The sequence below is a fragment of the Denitromonas halophila genome (genome assembly GCF_007625155.1).
Classification (GTDB): Bacteria; Pseudomonadota; Gammaproteobacteria; order Burkholderiales; family Rhodocyclaceae; genus Nitrogeniibacter; species Nitrogeniibacter halophilus.
Window position 1 is genome coordinate 84,678 of sequence record NZ_VMNK01000017.1, and the last position, 21,353, is coordinate 106,030.

Consider the following 21,353-nt stretch of genomic DNA (forward strand, 5'->3'; position numbering starts at 1 on the left):
GTTGCCGCAAATATCCCCGGGCGTACCCGGGGAGACCTGCGCTTTCAAAAGACAGACTGACAGTCTTACTTGGCGCCCGCCTTGTCCGACAACCCGTACACATAGGCGGCCAGAAGATGCGTTTTGTCGTTGCCCAAGAAGGCTTCGAACGCTGGCATCCGGTTGCTGCGACCCTTGGTAATGGTCTCGATGATAGTGGCCTTCGACGAGCCATACAGCCAGGTTTCGTCAGTCAGGTTCGGCGCGCCGACGGCGTGCATCCCCTTGCCATCCGCACCGTGGCAGGCCGCACAGTTCTGCTCGAACATTTCCTTTCCGCGACCTGCGCGCAGCGAGTCATGGGCCAGACCGGAGAGCGAGCGCACATAGTTGGCCACATCTTCAGTGCCGTCGCCGCCCAGGGCTGCGCCCATCGGTGGCATGATGCCCTGACGGCCGCCAAGGATCGTAGTCTTGATCACATCGGGTTCGCCGCCATACAGCCAATCATTGTCGGCCAGGTTCGGGAAGCCCTTGGCGCCCCGCGCATCACCGCCATGACACTGCGCACAGTAGGTCAGGAACAGACGACGCCCCATGGCCTTGGCTTCCGGGTCCGCCGCAACAGCCGCCAGATCCATTTCCGCATACTTTTTGAAGATCGGTGCGTAGGTCGCCTCCGCTTTGGTCATTTCTCCGTCGTACTGACCGGCGGACGACCAGTTCAGGAAGCCTTTAACGTTACCGAAGCCCGGATAGGCCGCCATGTAGAAAATCGCAAAAAACACCGTAATCCAGTACAGGTACTTCCACCACTGCGGCAGCGGATTATTGTACTCGGCCAGCGTCTCGTCCCACACGTGTCCGTGCAGTTCGACCTTTTCGCCCTTCCGGGCGCCTTTTCCTTCGCCCATATTGGACATCAGAATGAATACACAGAACGCGATACTCAGGCTCACGAGAACCATGACGTAAGCATTCCAGAAGCCGCTCACAAAGTCAGCCATTTTCTTATCCTTCCTTCCGTTGCTGGCCCGGATCTTTCCGGACCGGCAGATCGTCATCGGTGAAGGGCAGTTGCGCCGCTTCGTCAAACCCCTGCTTTGCCGACTTGCTGTACGCCCAGAAACAAATCCCCAGGAAACACACCAAACCCAGCACCGTCAGGATTGAACGCAGATCATTGAGTTCCACGACGCCACCTCACCCTGTCACTGCACGTTCTGAAGCGCGAGACCCATACCCTGAAGGTACGCGATCACGGCATCCATCTCGGTCTTGCCTTCGAGGGCCGCCTTGGCGCCGGCAATCTCCTCGTCCGAATACTTGTGCAGACCAACCATGTTCAACGCGCGCATCTTGTCTTCGATGTCGCTCACCGAGACCGGACGCTCCAGCCACGGAAAAGCCGGCATGTTCGACTCAGGCACCACGTCGCGCGGGTTGTTCAGGTGAATACGATGCCATTCGTCCGAATAACGACCGCCGACACGAGCCAGATCCGGCCCGGTACGCTTGGACCCCCACTGGAAAGGATGGTCATAGACAAACTCACCAGCGACCGAATAGTGGCCATAGCGCTCGGTTTCGGCACGGAAAGGACGAATCATCTGCGAATGGCAGTTGTAGCAACCTTCGCGGATATACACGTCCCGCCCGACCAGACTGACCGGATCGTAGGGTTTGACTATTTCGTTGGTCGGCGTCGTCGTCGATTTCTGGAAGAACAGCGGAACGATTTCCACCAGACCACCAATACTGATCACCAACAGCGTCAGGACGATCATCCAACCGACGCTGCGCTCGATAAAATCATGCTTCGATTGAGCCATTTTCGTCTCTCCGGATTAGGCGTGTGCGGCCTGAGGCGCGACCACCGGTGCGCTATAGGCTTTCTGACCAGCGATCGTCTTCATCATGTTGTAGAACATGAGAAGCATGCCGCTTAGGAAGAGCACACCACCGAGCAGACGGATCGACCAGAACGGATAGCTGGCCTTGACCGACTCAACGAAGGAGTAGGTCAATGTGCCATCCGGGTTGGTGGCACGCCACATCAGGCCCTGCATAACACCGGCAATCCACATCGAGGCAATGTACAAAACGACACCGATGGTCGCGATCCAGAAGTGGGTCGTGATCAGCTTGGTCGAATACATTTCAGTCTTGCCGTACATACGCGGCAGCAGGTAGTACATCGCACCAATCGACACCATGGCCACCCAGCCAAGTGCGCCCGAGTGCACATGACCGACGGTCCAGTCGGTGTAATGCGACAGCGCATTCACGGTTTTCACCGACATCATCGGACCTTCGAAGGTCGACATGCCGTAGAAGGACAGCGAGGTGATCAGGAATTTGAGAATCGGATCAGTACGGAGCTTATGCCACGCGCCCGACAAGGTCATGATGCCGTTGATCATGCCGCCCCACGACGGTGCCAGCAGAATCAGCGAGAAAACCATGCCCACAGACTGAGTCCAGTCCGGCAACGCCGTGTAGTGCAGGTGGTGAGGGCCGGCCCACATGTAAGTGAAGATCAGCGCCCAAAAGTGCACCACCGACAGGCGATAGGAATAGACCGGACGGTCGGCCTGCTTTGGCACAAAGTAATACATCATGCCCAAGAAGCCAGCGGTCAGGAAGAAGCCTACCGCATTGTGGCCGTACCACCACTGGATCATCGCATCCTGCACACCCGCATAGGCGGAGTAGGACTTGGTCAGGCTGACCGGAATCGCCGCGCTATTGACGATATGCAGCAAAGCCACCGCAAGGATGAATGCACCGTAGAACCAGTTGGCCACATAAATGTGCGACGTCTTGCGCTTGGCGATGGTCCCGAAGAAGACGATCGCGTAAGACACCCACACGACCGCAATCAACAGATCGATCGGCCACTCGAGCTCGGCGTATTCCTTGCTGGTGGTAATCCCCAGCGGCAAGGTGATCGCGGCGAGCAAGATGACGAGTTGCCATCCCCAGAACGTAAATGATGCCAACTTGGGTGCAAACAAGGGCACATGGTTCGTGCGTTGCACCACATAGTAAGACGTTGCAAACAGCGCACAGCCGCCAAAGGCAAAGATCACGGCGTTTGTGTGTAACGGGCGCAGTCGACCAAAGTGGAACCACTCGGCGAAGTTCAGTTCGGGCCATACGAGCTGTGCTGCGACGATCACGCCGACCAGCATGCCCACGATCCCCCACACCACCGTCATGATGGCGAACTGGCGCACGACTTTATAGTTGTAAGTCGCTTGCGATTGCATGTGAGTCACCTCTTAGAATTAAAACCTGGAACCCCCCTGCATACTGGCATGGCTGCCGAATATGCACCGGACGAAGGATACCCCTAGACCGGGTCGAGCTTTTGATACAGGTCAATATTGTATTGCACTGCAAGATGCGCGCAAAGCCTTGACGCTATGGGGGTTAAGGGTATACGAGGCGCAAAAAAAAGGGTGCGTTTGCACGCACCCCCAACCCCAACAGAGAGACTTGAAACCGTTTGGCTGGCACGCCAGCGCCGCGTCGGCGCGGCACATGCCAATACCCATGTGCGTAGTATGACTATGCGCAAAATAGGGGCGTTGACATGGATCAATCTGGAAAAATAGTCAGCCGAGATGCGATCAATCAGCCGACGTCCCGCCCGTTTTTTTTGGGGTATTTCCGGCCGGACCGTCGGCATCCTTCGCCGACGGCGGTTTATCGTCGTCCATCATCATTCTATACGCGGGCCCCTCGAGGTCGTCGAACTGCCCCGAGCGCACCGACCACCAGAACAGCAGGCCGATCACAAAGACCAGCAAGACGGAAAGTGGAATCAGCAAATACAAGCTATCCATGATCACTCACGCGCCGAGCGTCCACGCTGCAAACGCAAAGCGTTGAGCACGACAAAAAGGGAGCTGGCTGACATGCCGATACCCGCCATCCAGGGCGTCACCCACCCTGCCACGGCCAGCGGAATGGCCAGAAAATTGTAGCCGAATGACCAGAACAGGTTTTGCCGGATGATCTTCATAGTGCGCCGCGCCAGCACAATGCCCTCGGTCAGCGCCATCATCTGACCGCCCAGCAGGACGATATCAGCGTGCGTCCGGGCCAACTCGGTGCCCTCGCCCATCGCAATCGACACATGCGCCTTGGCGAGCACCGGCGCGTCATTGACGCCATCACCGACCATCGCCACCACGCGCCCCTGCGCCTGAAGCGTCTCGATGGCCGCATGCTTGTCCTGCGGTGACAGCCCGCCAGAGGCATTCGCCACACCGAGCTTTTCCGCAAAGGCCTTGACCGTCTGCGACGCATCGCCGCTCAGAATGCCGAGCGCCAGACCGTGAGCGGCCATCCACTGCAGCGCCTCGCGCGCCTGCGGCCGGGTCTCGTCCTCCAGCAGCAAGATGGCCAGCCAGCCTTTGTCGCCGCCCAAAAATACTGGCGTCCGAATGTCGCCCGGGGCGGCACGGAGCGCCACCGGCAACGGAGAGCGCGCCAACTCTTCGACAAAATCCTCGCGTCCGATGCGATAACGCTGCCCATCGACCACGCCTTCGACGCCCCGCCCGGTCTGCGCGATGACGGCCATGGCCTGCTTGCGCACGCCTTTCGACGCCGCGCGGACACCGGAGGCGATGGCATGCTCCGAGCCCTGCTCGAGCGCCGCGGCGATAGCCAGCGCGATCTGTCGATCCACGCCGTCGGCGGTATGTATGTCCGCCAGACGCACCGCGCCCTCGGTCAGCGTGCCCGTCTTGTCGAACATGATGGTATCGGCGCTCGCCAGTGCTTCAATCGCGTGGCCGCGGGTGACCAGCACGCCGCGCCGAGCCAGTGCATCCGACGCCACCGTGAGCGCTGCCGGCGTGGCCAGCGACAGGGCGCAGGGACAGCTCACCACCAGTACCGACACAAACACCCACAACGCGCGATCAGCATCCACCAGATACCAGCCGATGCCGGCCGATACCGCCAGCACCAGCAGCGCCGCGATGAAATAGCCCGCGATGCGGTCGGCCTGCCGCACCAGTTGCGGCTTCTCGGTGGCAGCGCGCTCCATCAATCGCAAAATGGCGGCCAGGCGCGTGGCGTCGCCGACTTGCTCGACCTCCACCACCACCGGGCTGCTGATGTTCAAGCTGCCGCCCGTCACCACCGCACCGACCGACTTGGGCACCGGCCGGCTCTCGCCGGTCAGCAAGGATTCATCGGCCGCACTTTCACCCTCGAGCACCCGCCCGTCCGCAGGAATCGCCTCGCCCGGCTTCACCCGCACGCGGTCACCCGGCACCAGCGTCGACACGGGCACGCGCTCATCGCTGCCATCGACCAGCACCCGCTCGGCAAACGCCGGCAAGACTTTGCCCAGGGCCTCGACCCCGCGCACGGCCTTCTGCCGCGCAATCATCTCTAAATAGCGACCACACAGCAGGAAGAACACAAACATCGCCACCGAGTCGAAATACACCTCGCCCGACGCAATCACCGTGGCGTAGCAACTCGCCGCAAAGGCGCTGCCGACCCCTAGCGCCACCGGCACATCCATGCCGAGGCGCATCAGACGTACATCGCGCCAGGCCCGCTGAAAGAAGGGCGCGGCCGAGTACAGCACCACCGGCACGGTCAGCACCAGGCTGGCCCAGCGCAAGAGCTGGTCGATATCGGCGGTGATGTCGCCCTCGCCCGCCACATAGGCGGGGATGGCGTACATCATCACCTGCATCATCCCGAAACCGGCCACAAACAGGCGCCACAGGGCGCTGCGGCGCTCGCGCCGGGCGATCTCCTCCGAGCGGGCTTCATCATAGGGATAGGCGCGGTAACCGATGGCCTGGATGGCACCGAGAATGTCTGACAGCTTGACCCGCTCGGCGTCCCAGCGGACGCGGGCACGCCGGGTCGCGTAGTTGATCTCGATCGCTTCAACGCCAGGCAGCCGCGCCACATGCTGCTCATTCAGCCACACACAGGCCGCGCAGGTAATGCCCTCAAGCAAGAGCGAAGCCTCGCGACTGTGCTCGCTGAGGGGGCGGACGAAGGTCTTCTGGAAGTCGGGATGATCAAACAGCCCGAGCTCGCCGAGCGCCTCGGGCAGCGCTTCCTTGCGCGACTCGGGCAAGGCGTCGCGATGGCGGTAGTAGTCGGTCAGGCCGGTATCCACAATCGCCTGCGCCACCGCCTGACACCCCGCACAACACATGTGACGGCGCTCGCCGCCAATCACCACGTCGTAACGGACACCGTCAGTCGCGGGCAGGCCGCAGTGGTAGCACTCGCCGCTGTCATCAACCGCCGCGTCGGATCGATCAGACACCATAAACCTCGATGAAAAACCTCGGTGCACATTGCGCCGCACCAACCGACGCCTTGTATCACACTTGCGCGAACGCCCCAAACCGCACGCCCATGAAAAACGCGACCACCCGGGTCGCGTTTTTTGTCCGACAACACCGCGAGATTACTTCGGCGCCATGCGGATCGAGCCATCCAGACGAATCACCTCGCCATTCAGATAGCTGTTCTCGGCGATGTGACGCACCAGCGCCGCGTACTCCGACGGCTTGCCCATGCGCGAGGGGAAGGGCACCATCTTGCCCAGCGCGTCCTGCACTTCGGCCGGCATGCCCATCAGCATCGGTGTTTCCATGATGCCCGGGGCAATGGTCATCACGCGAATGCCCGAGCGCGCCAGCTCGCGCGCCACCGGCAAGGTCAGCGCCACCACGCCGCCTTTCGATGCCGCGTAGGCCGCTTGACCGATCTGGCCATCAAAGGCGGCCACCGACGCAGTACTGACGATCACACCGCGTTCACCCATCGCGTTGGGCGTGTTCTGGCTCATCGCTTCGGCGGCCAGACGGATCATGTTGAAGGTGCCGATCAGGTTGATCCCGACCACCTTGGCAAAGGAAGCCAGGCGGTGCGCGCCTTCGCGCCCAAGCACTTTCTCTGCCGGCGCCACACCCGCGCAGTTCACCAGGCCGGTGACCGAGCCAAAGGCTTCGGCTGCCGCGGCAAAAGCGGCGCGAGCACTGCTTTCATCCGTCACGTCAGTTGTTACGAAGCGTGCCGCAGCGCCCAGTTCGGCTGCACGTGCTTCGCCGGCTTCGACGTTTACATCCACCAACACCACGCTACCGCCGGCCTCGACCACCATCTGTGCCGTCGCGGCGCCCAATCCTGAGCCGCCGCCGGTTACGACAAAAACACTGCCTTTCAAATCCATCGCCCTGCCCTCGAAAAAGTTATCCGGAACACAATAAGCGACGTTGACGTCAACGTCAACATGCTTCCCGCTCGCCAGTCGATCAGCGCAGCATGCCACGTGGCTCACGCACAGTCCTGCCAAAGAGACGACCGGCAGGAACGTGCCAGATAGCCGCTGTCACGACACCTGTCGTGCCCAAGACCAGCACAGCCGCTAGAATAGAACGCTACCGTCGCCCACATCACAACAACAGGACGCCACATGTCTCGCCACACCAAGATCGTCGCCACACTCGGCCCCGCCTCCTCCGACCCCGCCGTCCTCGAAGCCATGGTGCATGCCGGGGTGGATGTGGTGCGCATGAACTTCTCGCACGGCACGCCTGAAGATCACATCGCCCGCGCCAATGCCATTCGCGAGGTGAGCGCACGCACCCGGCGGCCGGTCGGCATTCTGGCCGACTTGCAGGGACCAAAGATCCGGGTCGGCAAATTTGCCGACGGCAAGGTCACGCTCAAAAAAGACGCGGCCTTCATTCTCGACGCCACCTGCGAACTGGGTGACGAAACCCGTGTCGGCCTCGACTATCCCGACCTGCCCGGCGATGTCGGCCCTGGCGACATCCTGCTGCTCGACGACGGCCGGCTCAAGGTCAGCGTCGAGAAAGTGATCGGCACCGCCATTCACTGCACCGTCCGCGTCGGCGGCCTGCTCTCCAACAACAAGGGCATCAACCGCCAGGGCGGCGGTCTCTCGGCCCCGGCGCTGACTGCCAAGGACATGGACGATGTGCGCACGGCGGCCAAGATCGGCGTCGACTTCATCGCCGTCTCCTTCCCCAAGAGCGCGGCCGACATGTACATGGCCCGCCAACTGATGCGCGCCGCCGGCGGCAAGGCGCTGCTGATTGCCAAGATCGAGCGCACAGAGGCGGTCACCAACCTGGAAGAAATCCTCGACGCCTCCGACGGCATTATGGTGGCGCGCGGCGACCTGGCGGTCGAAGTGGGCGACGCGGCCGTACCGGCGCTGCAAAAGAAGATGATTCGCGCCGCCCGCGAGAAGAACAAGCTGACCATCACCGCCACCCAGATGATGGAGTCGATGATCACCAGCCCGGTGCCGACCCGCGCCGAGGTGTCCGACGTGGCCAACGCGGTGCTCGACGGCACCGACGCCGTCATGCTGTCGGCCGAGACTGCCGCCGGCAGTTTCCCGGTCGAAGTGGTCGAAGCCATGTCGCGGGTGTGTCTGGAAGCCGAAAAATCATCCGAAGTCACGCTCGACCGCGATGTACTCAACCGCACCTTCACGCGCATCGACCAGTCCATCGCCATGGCCGCCATCTGGACGGCCCACCACCTCAAGGTCAAGGCCATCGCCGCCCTCACCCAGACCGGCTCCACCGCGCTGTGGATGAGCCGGCTCAACAGCGGCGTGCCGATCTACGCTCTCACGCCCGAAAAAGCCGCGCGCAACCAGATGACGCTGTACCGCGAGGTGTATCCGCTGCTCATGTCGCAGCCACACCAGGACCGCGACATGCTGTTGTGGGAAGCCGAGCGCATCCTCATCGACCAGGGCGTGGTCACCTACGGCGACCTGATCGTGCTCACCATCGGCGAGCCAATCGGCACCGCCGGCGGCACCAACACCTTGAAGATCGTGCGGGTCGGCGAGCACACGGCACCGAACTCGGCCGACTGAAAGAGAATACCGGCCCCTGCGCTGCCGCCCAAAGGGGCGCAGCCCGGCTTGGGGCGGCCCTGCGCCGGGCGGGAACGGCCCAAGCTTGACGCTGCACCGCTGCAAGATCCCGACGGCCGCCGCTCTGCTAGACTGGCGGCCGTTTTCATGTCGCTTTCCGGTGCCCGTCTCAAGACGGGAGAATCGGGAATGCGGTGAGGCGGCGGGGCCTGCCCCGGCCGCCGATTCCGCAACGTGCCCAACGCTGTGAGGGGGATGTCTGCCGCAACATGCCACTGCCCAAACGGGCGGGAAGGCGCGGCAGACGCTGAACCCGAGTCAGAAGACCGGCCGGAGAGCGTTTTCATCGGCAGCCAGGCCCGGCCGCCGTGCACTACGCTTGAATCAAGGGGACTCCATGCAAGCGACTCAAGGTCATCAGACCATCCATCAGTTCAGCGACGCCGACCGCGCCGTCATCTACCGCAACATCCTCGCCCGCCGCGATGTGCGCGGCCAGTTCCTGCCCGACCCGGTGCCGGACGACATGCTGGCGCGCATCCTCACCGCAGCACACTTTGCGCCCTCGGTGGGCTTCATGCAGCCGTGGAGCTTTGTGCTGGTGCGCGACGCGGCGATCAAGCGGCAGGTACATGACGCCTTCACCACCGCCAATGCCGAAGCCGCCGACATGTTCGAAGGCGAGCAGCGCGAGACCTACAAAACCCTGCGCCTCGAAGGCATCGTCGAAGCCCCGATCAACCTGTGCATCACCTGCGACCGCGACCGCGCCGGCCCGGTGGTGATCGGCCGCACGCATATCAAGGCGATGGACATCTACAGCTCGGTCTGCGCCGTACAAAACCTGTGGCTGGCCGCGCGCGCCGAAGGCCTTGGCGTGGGCTGGGTGAGCATCTTCAAGCAATCGGCCATTCGCGAGATTCTGCAGCTGCCCGAGCGCATCATGCCGGTGGCCTACCTGTGTATCGGCAAGGTCAGCCATTTCTTCGACAAGCCCGAACTTGAAGCGGCCGGTTGGCGCCAGCGCCTGCCGCTCGAAGAACTGCTGCATTTCGACACCTGGGGTGGCGCCGACAAAAATGCCGATGGCCTGAACGCCGAACTCCGCGCCTGCCAGGCCAAGGCCTCGCAAGGCATTCCGCCCGTGTGACGCCTGACGCACCGCAACAGCGGCACTCACGGTAAAATAATCGCGTTTTGCCGGCGCCCGATGCGCCGGCACGCTTCGACCCCAATCAGGAGACACCCATGCCGCTCGTATCCATGCGACAGCTTCTCGACCATGCAGCAGAGCACAGCTATGGCCTGCCCGCCTTCAACGTCAACAACCTGGAGCAGGTCCAGGCCATCATGGAAGCGGCCGCCGAACTCGACAGCCCGGTGATCATGCAAGCCTCGGCCGGTGCCCGCAAATACGCCGGCGAAGCCTTTCTGCGCCACCTGATCGACGCCGCCGTCGAAGCCTACCCGCACATCCCCGTCGTCATGCACCAGGACCACGGCCAGTCGCCGGCGGTGTGCCTCACCGCCATCCGCTCCGGTTTCTCGTCGGTGATGATGGACGGCTCGCTGCTCGAAGACGGCAAGACTCCGGCCTCCTACGACTACAACGTCGAAGTCACCCGCAAGGTGGTCGAGATGTCCCACGCCATCGGCGTGACGGTCGAGGGCGAACTGGGCTGCCTCGGCTCGCTCGAAACCGGTGAAGCCGGCGAGGAAGACGGCCACGGCGCCGAAGGCAAGCTGGACCACTCGCAACTGCTCACCGACCCCGATCAGGCCGCCGACTTCGTCAAGCTGACCGACTGCGACGCCCTGGCCATCGCCATCGGCACCAGCCACGGCGCCTACAAATTCACCCGCAAGCCCACCGGCGACATCCTCGCCATCGACCGCATCAAGGCCATCCACCAGCGCATCCCCAACACCCACCTGGTCATGCACGGCTCCAGTTCGGTGCCGCAAGAGCTGCTGGCGATCATCCGCGAGTTTGGCGGCGACATGAAAGAAACCTACGGCGTGCCGGTCGAGGAAATCGTCGAAGGTATCAAGTACGGCGTGCGCAAGATCAACATCGACACCGACATCCGCCTGGCCATGACCGGCGCGATCCGCAAGTTCATGTTCGAGAACCCATCCAAGTTCGACCCGCGCGAATACCTCAAACCCGCCCGCGAGGCCGCCAAGCTGGTGGTCAAGGCGCGCTTCGAAGCCTTCGGCTGCGCTGGCCAGGCCAGCAAGATCAAGCCGGTCTCGCTCGACAAGATCGCCGCCCGCTACAAGGCTGGCGAGCTCACCCAGGTCGTGCGCTGATCCACACGATGCTGGCGACATCAACGGCACCTGCGGGTGCCGTTGTCGCATCCGGCCCACCATGACACCCCCGACCGCCTGCTTCACCTACGGCTCGCTGATGTGCGACGACATCTTTCGCGCCGTCACCGGTCAATCCTGCCCCGCCGAACCCGCTCGGCTGAACGGCTACCGCCGCCATCCGGTGCGCGGCGAAGACTACCCCGGCATCCGCCCCGCCGGCGATTCGAGCGTCGACGGCGTGCTCTATCACCTGCGCGATGCCACCGCGCTGGCGCGCCTCGACGCCTTTGAAGGCGCGCAGTACCAGCGCGAAGCCGTCGAGGCTCTGACACGCGATGGCATCACCATCATCGCCTGGGCCTTTATCTTTCACCCCGCCCACGCCCACCGGCTTGCGCCTGGCGACTGGGACGCCGAGCATTTCATGCGCCACAACAAAGCGCACTTCCTACGCCGACATTTTCCGACCGACCGGTCAGACATGTAACCCGCGCCGTCACCGCCCTACCCGGGCGTAAAACAGGCTGCTAAAGTAGGCCGCTTCCGGCGCTACGCCGCTCGCATCACGGTGCCTACGCCCATGACCCTGTTTGAAGAACACCCGCTCCGGCAAAGCCTCAACGACGAAGTCCACGCCCGCCCGCCGATTCCGCTGCGGGGCCCGACCCGCATCAGCTACCTGGCCTTCGTGCACGACAATGGCAGCAGCGACCAAGAGCACCATCACCTTCAGCAACTCGCTCGCCAGCTACAGATTCCGCTGCCCGAAACTGCCAAAGGCCACCTCCTGCTGGACGCCGGCGACTTCCGCCTCAAGTGGGAGCGCCACAACGAGTTCTCCAGCTACACCTTTCTGCGCGACGTCGACGACGCCGAACCCGAAGACAGCGCCGCCCTGCTCGCCGTGCCTGCCGCCTGGCGCAAGGCCATTCCCGGCAAATTGATGGTCGCCTCGAATGTGGCCGTGCTCTCTGCCGGCAAACACCCCGCCGAAGCCCGCGCCGCCCAACTGGCCGATCCAGACCGCTCCATCATCGTCACGCGTTTTGCCGATGGCGCCGGCTGGCTATTTACCGATTTCCAGATCCACGACGGCTTCTCCCGCTTCACGATCATCGACGACGGACTCGACCGCCGCCAGGCCGGCCGCAACGTACAACGCATTCTGGAAATTGAAACCTACCGAATGATGGCCCTCATGGCCTTCCCGGTCGCCAAGGCCATCAGCAAGACACTCAAGGCCGCCGAAGACGAACTGGCCGACCTGATGGACGCCATGAGCCAGACCGCCATCGCCAACGACGAGCGCGACATCCTCACCCGCCTCACCCGGCTGGCCACCGAGGTCGAGCACGCCGTCGCCCGCACTACCTACCGATTCGGCGCGGCCGCGGCCTACTACCGGCTCGTCCAGCAACGCACCGCCGAACTGCGCGAACAACGCCACGCCGGCTACCCGAACATCACCGACTTCATCGAACGCCGCCTCGCGCCGGCCGTCAACACCTGCGCCGCCATCGCCCGCCGCCAAGAAGAACTCTCCGCCCGCATCGCCCGCAGCAGCCAGTTGCTCCGCACCCGTGTCGACATCGCCCTGCAACAGCAAAACCAAGAGCTGCTCGGCCAGATGAACCGCCGTGCCAAACTTCAGCTACGCCTGCAGGAGACCGTCGAAGGCCTGTCGGTGGTCGCCATCACCTACTACGCATCGCAACTGGTCAATTACATGGCCAAGGGCGCCAAGCACGCCATCGAACCGCTCACACCCGAGATCCTCACCGCCATCACCATCCCAATCAGCGCCACCGCCGTCGCGCTGGGGATGCGGCGAATGCGCAAGGCGCTGGCGGCGGAGGAAGGCGACCACTCATGAACTGTGCAGCGGCGGGTCGCGGTCACGGCATGCGCCAGCATGGCTCAAAACACGCGCCGCCCTCACTTGCCGACCTGATCCCCGATCACCCCGCCAACCGCCGCGCCGCCGATGGTGCCAAGCACCCCGCCATCGGTCATGACCGCGCCGGCCACACCACCCACGCCGGCGCCAATCGCGGCGCTGCGCTCGCGGGCGGACAAGTTGTCCCAGGTACTGCATGCACTCGTACCCAGCAACACGGCCCCGGCCAACAACACACCCATCATCTGCGTTTTCATACGACCTCCTCGGACGAACGACAATGTCGTCATTTGTCCCCGGTAGACCGCGATATCGCGCGAGATTGCACCACAGTTGTATCCACGCATGTCAGCACCTGGCCGTACCGGCGCGAGCACCTCAGTTAACGCATGCATGTCGCGCCCGCAGCGGGTTCAAACCTGTTACATCCGATTACCGTCAATCGACCGCGCACCGCCGAGTCCACGACTGCCTCCCAGCCCCGCTATAATTCCGCTTTGACCCGTTCTGGCCGACTTCCATGACCACGCCCCTGTTCCAGTCCAGCATTACCTCCCTGCCCCTGCTCGCCCGCGGCAAAGTGCGCGACATCTACGCCGTCGATGACGAAAAACTGCTCATCGTCACCTCCGACCGCCTGTCCGCCTTCGACGTCATCCTGCCAGACCCGATCCCACGCAAAGGCGAAGTGCTCACCGCGCTGGCCGGCTTCTGGTTCGACCGGCTCGCCCACGTGGTGCCCAACCAGCTCACCGGCATCGCGCCGGAAACCGTCGTTGCACCGAACGAGCGCGACCAGGTCATCGGCCGCGCGCTGGTGGTCAAACGCCTCACGCCGCTGCCCATCGAGGCGGTGGTGCGCGGCTATGTGATCGGTTCGGGCTGGAAGGACTATCAGCAAACCGGCGCGATCTGCGGCATCACCCTGCCGGCCGGCCTCAAGCAAGCGGCCAAGCTGCCGTCGCCGATCTTCACCCCCGCCTCCAAGGCCGACGTGGGCGACCACGACGAGAACATCTCCTTCGCCGAAGCCCAGACCCGCACCGCCGCCGTACTCTCCGGCCTGCTGGCCGGCACCGGCAAGAACGGCGCCCAACTGGTCGAAGAGGCCCGCAAGGCTGCCCTGCAGCTCTACACCGAGGCGGCCAACTACGCCGCCGGCCGCGGCATCATCATTGCCGACACCAAGTTTGAATTCGGCGTCGACGCCGCCGGCACGCTGCACCTCATCGACGAAGCGCTCACGCCCGACTCCTCCCGTTTCTGGCCCGCCGACCAGTACCGCGAGGGCATAAGCCCCCCGTCCTACGACAAGCAGTACGTGCGCGACTACCTCGAAACACTCGACTGGAACAAAACCGCGCCCGGCCCGCGCCTGCCCACCGATGTGGCGGCCCGCACCGGTGCCAAGTATGTCGAAGCCTACGAGCGCCTGACCGGCCGTCAGCTCGGCTGAACCTGCCCTGCGGCGCACCATGCCGCAGTGCAGCTTTCCTTCGCCGTGAATGCGTTCTAGATTGACGGGGATACCCTTTCTGATCTGGAGCGTATTCATGGACAGACATGCCGACTTTCTGTCGCAGCATTTCGACCTCCCCCGCATCCGCGAAGTCCCCCCGCAACGACCGCTCGACTGGCTTCAGCGCGGCTGGTCCGACATGCGCGAAAACCTTAGCGCCAGCCTCGCCTATGGGCTGTTCTTTGCACTCGTCGGCTATCTGCTGCTGATGTTCGCCGCGCCGCGGCCGTATCTGTTCTCCACCGCCATTTCCGGCTTCTTGCTGATCGGCCCGCTCGCCGCTGCCGGGCTGTATGAGATTTCGCGGCGCCATGAAGCCGGCGAACGCACCAGCCTGCGCGCTTCGCTCACCGGCCTCCGCCAACGTGCCGACGTGCTGTTTCATTTCGGCATCCTGCTGGCCCTGATGCTGATCGTCTGGGAGCGCGTCTCGGCCGTGGTCTTTGCACTGTTCTATGCCGACAACGTGCCCGATCTGAGCAATTTCTTCCAGTCGATCTTCTTCTCCGGTGACTACACCTTGCTGGTGCTGGCCTACATCGCCGTCGGCGGCATCCTGGCCACGGTGGTATTCAGCGCCACGGTCATCGCCATTCCGATGATGATGGGCCGCGACACCGACATGATGACGGCCATGGCCACCAGCATCCGGGCCGTCGCCACCAACCCGCTGCCCATGCTGGTCTGGGCGGTGCTCATCGTCGTGCTGATGCTGCTCGGCTTTGCCACCCTGATGGTCGGCATGGCGATCCTGCTGCCGCTGCTTGGCCACGCCTCCTGGCACGCCTACCGCGACCTGGTGGATTAACTTACCCCCGGCCGCTGCGCCGGGGGGCTTGATTCCCCGCCCCACGCCCCGATCTGTTTCCCAACTCCCTTCGGCCCGACCGCCGCCGCGCAGTCGCGGCCGAGTTTGCCTACAATCGGCCCATTCGCCTTTCTGGAACCGCCATGTCCGCTGTCTCCGACAACCCCCTGCTCGACTTCACCGACCTGACGCATTTCGACCGCATCACCCCGGCCGATGTCGAGCCGGCGATCCGCCATCTGCTCGACACCGCAAGCACCACGCTGGCCACCCTCGAAGCCGCCGACACCCCGGCCACCTGGGACGATTTCGTCATCCCCATGACCGAAGCCACCGAGCACCTCGGCCGCGCCTGGGGCGTGGTCGGCCACATGCACAGCGTGATGGACACGCCGCAGTGGCGTGCTGCCTACAACGACTTGCTGCCAGAAATCAGCGGCTTTTACGCCGAACTGGGGCAAAACGAAGCGCTCTACGGCAAATACCGCGCGCTGCACGACAGCGCCGAATACGCCAACCTGTCACCGGTTCGCCAACGCATCATCGACCACGAACTGCGTGACTTCCGGCTCTCCGGCGCCGAACTACCCGAGGCACAAAAACCCCGCTTCAAGGCCATCTCCGAAGAACAATCCGCCCTCGGCGCCAAGTTCTCCGAAAACCTGCTCGACGCCACCAACGCCTTCGCCGAGTGGGTCACCGACGAAGCCGAACTGGCCGGCCTGCCGGAGGACGAGGTCGCCGCCGCCCGCGCTGCGGCAGAGAAAGAAGACCGCCCCGGCTGGAAGTTCACCTTGCAGGCGCCCTCTTACGTGCCAGTGATGCAGTACGCCGACAGCGCCCGCCTGCGCGAAGTGATGTACCGCGCCAACGGCACCCGCGCCTCCGAGCATGGCAAGCCCGAGTGGGACAACGGCCCGATCATCGGCCGCCTGCTCGCGCTCGCGGCCGAAGAGGCGAAGATGCTCGGCTACGCCAGCTATGCCGAGTTGTCGCTGGTGCCCAAGATGGCCGACAGCCCCGAGCACGCACTCAGTTTTTTGCGCGAACTCGGCGTCAAGGCCAAGCCCTACGCCGAACGCGATCTGGCCGAACTCAAAGCCTTCGCGGCCAAGGAACTGGGCATCGCCGAACTGAACCCCTGGGACATGGGCTATGCCAGCGAAAAGCTGCGCCAGGCACGCTACGCCTTCTCCGAGAACGAGGTGCGCCAGTACTTCCCCGAGCCGCGCGTGCTCGATGGCCTGTTCGGCGTCATCGAATCGCTCTACGGCGTGCAGCTGCGCCATGACACCGCGCCGGTGTGGGACCCGTCGGTCAAGGTGCTGCGCATCGAGCGTACCGGCCAGCTGATCGGCCAGCTCTACCTCGACCTGCATGCGCGTGACACCAAGCGCGGCGGCGCCTGGATGGACTCCGCGCGCAACCGCCAGCGCAGCGGCAGCCGGCTGCTTACGCCGGTCGCCTACGTGGTGTGCAACTTCTCGCCACCGGTCGGCGACAAGCCCGCCACGCTCACCCATGACGATGTGGTCACGCTCTTCCACGAGTTCGGCCACGCCCTGCACCATCTGCTCACCGAAGTCGATGAAGTTGCCGTCTCCGGCATTCACGGCGTCGAGTGGGACGCCGTCGAGCTGCCCAGCCAGTTCATGGAGAACTTCTGCTGGGAATGGGATGTGCTCAGCGGAATGAGCGCGCATGTGAACACGGGCGAGCCACTGCCACGCGAGCTATTCGACAAGATGCTCGCCGCCCGCCACTTCCAGAGCGGCATGCAGATGGTGCGTCAGCTCGAGTTCAGCCTCTTCGACCTGCGCCTGTATCACGAGGTGGACGCGACTCAGCCGGTGCCCATCGACACCGTGCTGAGCCTGCTTGAAGACGTGCGCAAGGAAGTGGCCGTCACCAAAACACCGGCCTGGCACCGCTTCCCCTTGAGCTTCGCGCACATCTTCGCTGGCGGCTATTCGGCCGGCTATTACAGCTACAAATGGGCCGAGGTGCTCTCGGCCGACGCCTTCGCCGCCTTCGAAGAAGCCGGCGAAGGCCGTGGCAGCCTGCTCGACGCCGCCACAGGCCAGCGCTTCTGGCGCGAGATCCTCGCCGTTGGCGGCAGCCGCCCGGCGCTCGAATCCTTTATCGCCTTCCGTGGCCGCGAACCACAGGTCGACGCCCTGCTGCGCCACAGCGGCATGCTCGAAGCGGCGTAATGGCTGCCTCCGGGGCGGCTCAGGCCGCCTCGGCGCAGCACACCTCGGCCGGCAGCACATGGAAGTAGTCCGGCCGCCCCTTGGCCACCTTCTTCGCCGCCGCGGCCGCCGAGGCGATCGCCTCCGGGTCGCGCTGACAGTCGCGCGGAATCACCACCACCCCGACGGACAAGGATGTAATCGGGAAGAAGGCCTTGAAGCCACGCCGGTCCTCGGCATCAAGTCCGCCCTGCGCCCGCTCGGCATCGTCGTACAACGACGGCGCCTTCTCGCCAAAACTGCTGATCACCGCCCGGCAGCGCGCCGCCCAGTCTGCGCTCTGGAACAGCACCACGAAATCGTCCCCGCCGACATGGCCGAGGAAGTCACAGGTCTTGTCGCACTGCGCCGAGATGGCGCTGGCCGCCAGCTTGATCATCTCGTCGCCCCGCCAGTAGCCATAGCGGTCGTTGTAAGGTTTGAAATTGTTGAGGTCGAAATAGGCCGCGGCAAAGTCGGCACGAGCATCAAGCAAACGCCGGATATGCGCGGTAATCGGCAGGTTGCCCGGCAGACAGGTCAGCGGATTGGCCAGGCGCGCCGCCTCGATGCGCCGCTCGGTCACCGCCCGCACCAGGCCGTCGCCGGTCGCCAGCCCGGCGTAACGCCCGCCATCGGTGAGGATGAAGCCCTCACTCAGGTAACCCTGGTTTTCACCCATCAGAACGCTCACCAGCGAGTCGATGGTGCTCGCCCGGTCCACCCGCAGCGGCTCGGCGTTCATGAACAGCGTGCAGGAGCGCCGGCCAAACAGATCCGAATGAAACGGCCGCGCCAGCTGGTCGACGAACATCTGCCGATGAATCAGGCCGATTGGCGTCTCGCCTTCCAGCACGGCCACCGCATGCAGCGCCGGATGCGCCGAAAACAGACGCAGTACCCCCTGGCAAGTCTGGCTTGCCGTGACCGTGGGCGCGGCAATGCGCAGCGCGTCGACGGTCAGCAAGGGGTCGGCATGTTGGGGGGCGCTGGGCAAGACCGCAAGCTTCGATGAACGCAACACCGCCATCACCGCCTCACTCAAGACGCGCGGCGGTTCGGCCTGCGGGCGGGCGAGAAAGAAGCCCTGCGCAAACCGGCACCCCAGATCGCGCACCACCGCCAGCTCTTCGGCCGTCTCGACCCCCTCGACCACCAGCGGCGTGCCAAAGGCCTTGGCCAGCCCCATCACCGTACGCAACACCTCCAGCTTGCGGCTGTCGCGGTGCACCTCGTGGACAAAATAGCGATCGATCTTGACCACTTCCGGATTAAGCTGCGACCACAGACGCAGGCTGGAGCGCCCATCGCCAAAATCGTCGATCGCCAACTGCGGCCCCTCGGCACGCAGCGTCGCCACTGCCGCCTCGAGTGCCGCAATGTCCTCGACACGCTCATGCTCTGTCAGCTCGAACACCAGCCGCTCTGGCGCGACACCGACCTCACGCGCCAACTGAAGTACATGCCCCCCGGCGCCGACCGCAATGCGCTGCAGGGTCGGCGCGCTGACATTGAGAAACAGCTTGCCGCTCAGGCGCTGTCGTGCAAAGGCCTCGATCGCCAGCTCGCAGCAACGCTGCTCGAAGAGTTCCGTCATGCCGGCCTGGCGCGCCGCGTAAAGCAAGGCGTCAGGGGTGGCAAACGCCGTGTTTGCTGGCCCCCGCACCAGCGCCTCGTAGGCGTACACGTCACCGGCCTTGAGGCCGACAATCGGCTGAAACACGAAATGCAGCCCATCGCCCTCGATCAGTGGCTGGATGCGCTTAGCGTGGATGGGATTGAAACGAGCCGGAGTCATGGTTTTCTTTGTGCGCCACACCTAATGCTTTCGGCTGAGTGATCGACAACAACACGCCGACCTTGAATGAACTTTTCATGACACGCACAGGCGCCCGGGCTCAAGAGTGCCGCGCCGTCGCCGTTGCCCCTGATGAAGCTGAACAACCGCCGGAGAAGCGCGCATGTTTGTCGCCGTGAGTCGATTCGTCATTGCCAACGGGATGGAATAGGCCGTTAGGGCGGCCTTTGTTCACCGCCCGCATGGCGTCGACAGCGCCCCCGGTTTTCAGCGCATGGAGGTCCTACGCCCAATGGGCGAGCCAGCCGAATTCTGGTTGATGACCTGGTGGGACGACGAAGCGACGTTTGACGCCTGGCACCACAGCCACGCCTTCAAGGATGCGCACAAGGGGATGCCACCCGGCCTGCGCCTCAAGCCTGGTGAAAACCACATCACCCGCTTCGAGCGCGTCGCGGAGTAGATCGGATCATGAGCGCGATTTTCGCCCCCCTCGACCCCGAGCAGCTCACGGCGTTTTCCGCGCTTCGGGATGCCGCCATTGCCCACGCCCTAGCGGCCAGCGAAGCCGCGCACCCGGCAGTCTTTGCCCGTTTCGGACCGCGTGGCCGGGCCGCCTGCGCCGAAGACATTGCCTACCACCTGGACTTTCTCGAACCCGCACTCGAGAGCGGTCAGGCCGAGGCCTTTCTCAGCTATCTGGCCTGGCTCGCCGAGGTGCTGCGCAGCCGTGGCGTGCCGACCGACGACAACGGCGGGCGTGCGCTGTTCGCCTGCACGCAGGGCAACCATCACGACGCAGGCCTGCGCATGGTGTCCGACACCTTCAAGATGGACGGCTCGCAAGCCCAGTTTCTCGGCGGCAACACCCCGCTGCGCGCACTGAGGACAATACTGGCCGCATTGCACCAGCAGCTTGGCGACGCCTGCCCCAAGGTCGTCGTCGGCGGCCTGGTGTTCAACCCGTTCCCATCGCTGGCCGACACCCTGGACGCCCAATGACTCGGCTCCACCGCTGAAGACGCAGCGCTCACCGCACGCGCGCTTCTGCCACCCTGAGCCATGGGCCTGCCTTCACTTCCCGATGCGCTTGACGCTCTCGAATCGATTTTGGTGGCTGAATTCGACGCCAATATGACCCTGCACTACGGCAATGCCGGCCTCCGCCGACTGCTCAGCGACGAAAACATCAGCGCTTGGCAACTGTTCGCCGAGCCCATGCTCATCCGGTTCGATCTGCCAGACGAGAGCATCTGCGTCTGTTTCAAAGGACTGATCACGGTGAATGGCCCCGGTGACCGGATGAGCTCGCTGCGTGGGCGCATCAAGGCCGACCCTCAACGCCTGCGGGTTATGGCGGGCTACGAGTTGGATAACATCCTCACCGCGACCGACACCTTGATGGATTTGAACACGGCGCTGGTCACCACCCAGCGCGAGCTGGCATGCGCCAACCACCAACTCACCCGCAGCGAAGCAACCATCCGGCGCCTCTCCCTGACCGACCCGCTCACCGGCATCGCCAACCGACGCGCGCTCGACTCCCACACCCAAGAGACCTTCGCCAATGGCGATGCGAACGACACGCCGGTGCGGCTGATCATTGCCGACATCGACCATTTCAAGCACGTCAATGACACCTGAGACCACGGCGCCGGCGACCAGGCGCTCACGGCAGTGACCGCCGCCTTGCGCGAGAAACCGGGCGCGACCACTTTGCCCGCGCCGACGCTGCGCTCTACCGCGTAAAAGCCAATGGCCGAAACCGCGTCGAGATCGCCAACAACAGCCCTACCGCAGCCATCGAGACGCCCCCCTGACGCGGCGGCTTGGTCGCAAGGCAAGGTCGCTGGCACAATGGCCGCTCCCTCTCCCGACCCACCGC

At 63.9% G+C, this 21,353-nt stretch carries 19 protein-coding genes, 1 pseudogene and 1 riboswitch; of the genes and pseudogenes, 11 read left to right on the plus strand and 9 right to left on the minus strand.

Annotated features, from left to right (window positions below):
• Positions 1-65: 65 nt before the first annotated feature.
• The 7 genes from ccoP to FHP91_RS17915 form a co-directional block, all read right to left on the minus strand.
• Complete coding sequence (gene ccoP, locus FHP91_RS17885) at positions 66-986, minus strand: cytochrome-c oxidase, cbb3-type subunit III (RefSeq protein WP_144179509.1); 921 nt, start codon at positions 984-986, stop codon at positions 66-68.
• Between the two features lie 4 nt (positions 987-990).
• Positions 991-1,173 (minus strand): cbb3-type cytochrome oxidase subunit 3, encoded by a 183-nt coding sequence (locus tag FHP91_RS17890; protein WP_144179508.1) that lies wholly within the window; start codon positions 1,171-1,173, stop codon positions 991-993.
• A 17-nt stretch (positions 1,174-1,190) separates the two neighbouring features.
• Positions 1,191-1,811 carry a cytochrome-c oxidase, cbb3-type subunit II gene (gene ccoO, locus FHP91_RS17895; RefSeq protein WP_144179507.1) on the minus strand — a complete coding sequence of 207 codons (621 nt, stop codon included), beginning with the start codon at positions 1,809-1,811 and terminating at the stop codon, positions 1,191-1,193.
• A gap of 15 nt (positions 1,812-1,826) precedes the next feature.
• Positions 1,827-3,251 carry a cytochrome-c oxidase, cbb3-type subunit I gene (gene ccoN / locus FHP91_RS17900; protein ID WP_144310874.1) on the minus strand — a complete coding sequence of 475 codons (1,425 nt, stop codon included), beginning with the start codon at positions 3,249-3,251 and terminating at the stop codon, positions 1,827-1,829.
• Between the two features lie 363 nt (positions 3,252-3,614).
• Positions 3,615-3,830, minus strand: a complete 216-nt coding sequence (ccoS, locus tag FHP91_RS17905; RefSeq protein ID WP_144310875.1) for a cbb3-type cytochrome oxidase assembly protein CcoS — start codon at positions 3,828-3,830, stop codon at positions 3,615-3,617.
• 2 nt (positions 3,831-3,832) lie between these two features.
• Positions 3,833-6,301: a heavy metal translocating P-type ATPase gene (locus FHP91_RS17910; protein ID WP_144310876.1), complete on the minus strand. Its 2,469-nt coding sequence runs from the start codon at positions 6,299-6,301 to the stop codon at positions 3,833-3,835.
• A gap of 141 nt (positions 6,302-6,442) precedes the next feature.
• The gene (locus tag FHP91_RS17915) at positions 6,443-7,210 is read right to left on the minus strand and encodes an SDR family NAD(P)-dependent oxidoreductase (RefSeq protein ID WP_144310877.1); all 768 of its coding nucleotides are present in this window, start codon (positions 7,208-7,210) and stop codon (positions 6,443-6,445) included.
• A gap of 243 nt (positions 7,211-7,453) precedes the next feature.
• On the opposite strand from FHP91_RS17915, the gene pyk reads away from it, so the two are divergent.
• The 5 genes from pyk to FHP91_RS17940 all read left to right on the plus strand — a co-directional run bounded on the left by pyk (position 7,454) and on the right by FHP91_RS17940 (position 13,088).
• On the plus strand, positions 7,454-8,899 hold the full coding sequence (pyk, locus tag FHP91_RS17920; RefSeq protein ID WP_144310878.1) for a pyruvate kinase: 1,446 nt from the start codon (positions 7,454-7,456) through the stop codon (positions 8,897-8,899).
• Positions 8,900-9,040: 141 nt separating this feature from the next.
• Positions 9,041-9,248, plus strand: a riboswitch (cobalamin riboswitch).
• A gap of 48 nt (positions 9,249-9,296) precedes the next feature.
• Positions 9,297-10,049 (plus strand): 5,6-dimethylbenzimidazole synthase, encoded by a 753-nt coding sequence (gene bluB, locus FHP91_RS17925; RefSeq protein WP_144310879.1) that lies wholly within the window; start codon positions 9,297-9,299, stop codon positions 10,047-10,049.
• Positions 10,050-10,147: 98 nt separating this feature from the next.
• A complete protein-coding gene (fba, locus tag FHP91_RS17930; protein ID WP_144179500.1) occupies positions 10,148-11,212 on the plus strand; it encodes a class II fructose-bisphosphate aldolase in 1,065 nt (354 codons plus the stop codon).
• A 61-nt stretch (positions 11,213-11,273) separates the two neighbouring features.
• Entirely contained in the window at positions 11,274-11,702 is a 429-nt protein-coding gene (locus tag FHP91_RS17935; RefSeq protein WP_144310880.1) for a gamma-glutamylcyclotransferase family protein, read from the plus strand.
• Between the two features lie 93 nt (positions 11,703-11,795).
• A complete protein-coding gene (locus tag FHP91_RS17940) occupies positions 11,796-13,088 on the plus strand; it encodes a DUF3422 family protein (RefSeq protein ID WP_144310881.1) in 1,293 nt (430 codons plus the stop codon).
• Between the two features lie 62 nt (positions 13,089-13,150).
• On the opposite strand, the gene FHP91_RS17945 is transcribed toward FHP91_RS17940, so the two are convergent.
• Positions 13,151-13,369, minus strand: coding sequence for a glycine zipper 2TM domain-containing protein (locus FHP91_RS17945; protein WP_144310882.1), 219 nt, complete (start codon positions 13,367-13,369; stop codon positions 13,151-13,153).
• A 263-nt stretch (positions 13,370-13,632) separates the two neighbouring features.
• Between FHP91_RS17945 and FHP91_RS17950 the strand changes: the two genes are divergently transcribed.
• From FHP91_RS17950 to FHP91_RS17960, 3 genes are all read left to right on the plus strand, one after another.
• Positions 13,633-14,568, plus strand: coding sequence for a phosphoribosylaminoimidazolesuccinocarboxamide synthase (locus FHP91_RS17950; RefSeq protein ID WP_144310883.1), 936 nt, complete (start codon positions 13,633-13,635; stop codon positions 14,566-14,568).
• Positions 14,569-14,665: 97 nt separating this feature from the next.
• Complete coding sequence (locus FHP91_RS17955) at positions 14,666-15,439, plus strand: DUF2189 domain-containing protein (protein WP_144310884.1); 774 nt, start codon at positions 14,666-14,668, stop codon at positions 15,437-15,439.
• Between the two features lie 143 nt (positions 15,440-15,582).
• Entirely contained in the window at positions 15,583-17,652 is a 2,070-nt protein-coding gene (locus FHP91_RS17960) for a M3 family metallopeptidase (RefSeq protein WP_144310885.1), read from the plus strand.
• Positions 17,653-17,671: 19 nt separating this feature from the next.
• Here the strand turns inward: FHP91_RS17960 and FHP91_RS17965 are convergent, their stop codons facing one another.
• Positions 17,672-19,468 (minus strand): EAL domain-containing protein, encoded by a 1,797-nt coding sequence (locus FHP91_RS17965; RefSeq protein WP_144310886.1) that lies wholly within the window; start codon positions 19,466-19,468, stop codon positions 17,672-17,674.
• A gap of 226 nt (positions 19,469-19,694) precedes the next feature.
• Between FHP91_RS17965 and FHP91_RS17970 the strand changes: the two are divergent.
• From FHP91_RS17970 to FHP91_RS17980, 3 genes and pseudogenes are all read left to right on the plus strand, one after another.
• Positions 19,695-19,931: pseudogene (locus tag FHP91_RS17970) on the plus strand (antibiotic biosynthesis monooxygenase family protein); the annotation flags it as partial.
• Positions 19,932-19,939: 8 nt separating this feature from the next.
• Positions 19,940-20,470, plus strand: coding sequence for a cobalamin B12-binding domain-containing protein (locus FHP91_RS17975; protein ID WP_144310888.1), 531 nt, complete (start codon positions 19,940-19,942; stop codon positions 20,468-20,470).
• A 111-nt stretch (positions 20,471-20,581) separates the two neighbouring features.
• Positions 20,582-21,112, plus strand: a complete 531-nt coding sequence (locus tag FHP91_RS17980) for a GGDEF domain-containing protein (RefSeq protein ID WP_186301619.1) — start codon at positions 20,582-20,584, stop codon at positions 21,110-21,112.
• Positions 21,113-21,353 lie beyond the last annotated feature (241 nt).

Coding starts and splice junctions, on each gene's coding strand:
- FHP91_RS17940 (WP_144310881.1), top strand. CDS start 11,796: ATGACCCTGTTTGAAGAACACCCGCTCCGGCAAAGCCTCAACGACGAA.
- FHP91_RS17950 (WP_144310883.1), top strand. CDS start 13,633: ATGACCACGCCCCTGTTCCAGTCCAGCATTACCTCCCTGCCCCTGCTC.
- ccoS (WP_144310875.1), bottom strand. CDS start 3,830: ATGGATAGCTTGTATTTGCTGATTCCACTTTCCGTCTTGCTGGTCTTT.
- FHP91_RS17945 (WP_144310882.1), bottom strand. CDS start 13,369: ATGAAAACGCAGATGATGGGTGTGTTGTTGGCCGGGGCCGTGTTGCTG.
- FHP91_RS17965 (WP_144310886.1), bottom strand. CDS start 19,468: ATGACTCCGGCTCGTTTCAATCCCATCCACGCTAAGCGCATCCAGCCA.
- ccoP (WP_144179509.1), bottom strand. CDS start 986: ATGGCTGACTTTGTGAGCGGCTTCTGGAATGCTTACGTCATGGTTCTC.
- pyk (WP_144310878.1), top strand. CDS start 7,454: ATGTCTCGCCACACCAAGATCGTCGCCACACTCGGCCCCGCCTCCTCC.
- FHP91_RS17910 (WP_144310876.1), bottom strand. CDS start 6,301: ATGGTGTCTGATCGATCCGACGCGGCGGTTGATGACAGCGGCGAGTGC.
- fba (WP_144179500.1), top strand. CDS start 10,148: ATGCCGCTCGTATCCATGCGACAGCTTCTCGACCATGCAGCAGAGCAC.
- ccoN (WP_144310874.1), bottom strand. CDS start 3,251: ATGCAATCGCAAGCGACTTACAACTATAAAGTCGTGCGCCAGTTCGCC.
- FHP91_RS17975 (WP_144310888.1), top strand. CDS start 19,940: ATGAGCGCGATTTTCGCCCCCCTCGACCCCGAGCAGCTCACGGCGTTT.
- FHP91_RS17960 (WP_144310885.1), top strand. CDS start 15,583: ATGTCCGCTGTCTCCGACAACCCCCTGCTCGACTTCACCGACCTGACG.
- bluB (WP_144310879.1), top strand. CDS start 9,297: ATGCAAGCGACTCAAGGTCATCAGACCATCCATCAGTTCAGCGACGCC.
- FHP91_RS17915 (WP_144310877.1), bottom strand. CDS start 7,210: ATGGATTTGAAAGGCAGTGTTTTTGTCGTAACCGGCGGCGGCTCAGGA.
- FHP91_RS17955 (WP_144310884.1), top strand. CDS start 14,666: ATGGACAGACATGCCGACTTTCTGTCGCAGCATTTCGACCTCCCCCGC.
- ccoO (WP_144179507.1), bottom strand. CDS start 1,811: ATGGCTCAATCGAAGCATGATTTTATCGAGCGCAGCGTCGGTTGGATG.
- FHP91_RS17935 (WP_144310880.1), top strand. CDS start 11,274: ATGACACCCCCGACCGCCTGCTTCACCTACGGCTCGCTGATGTGCGAC.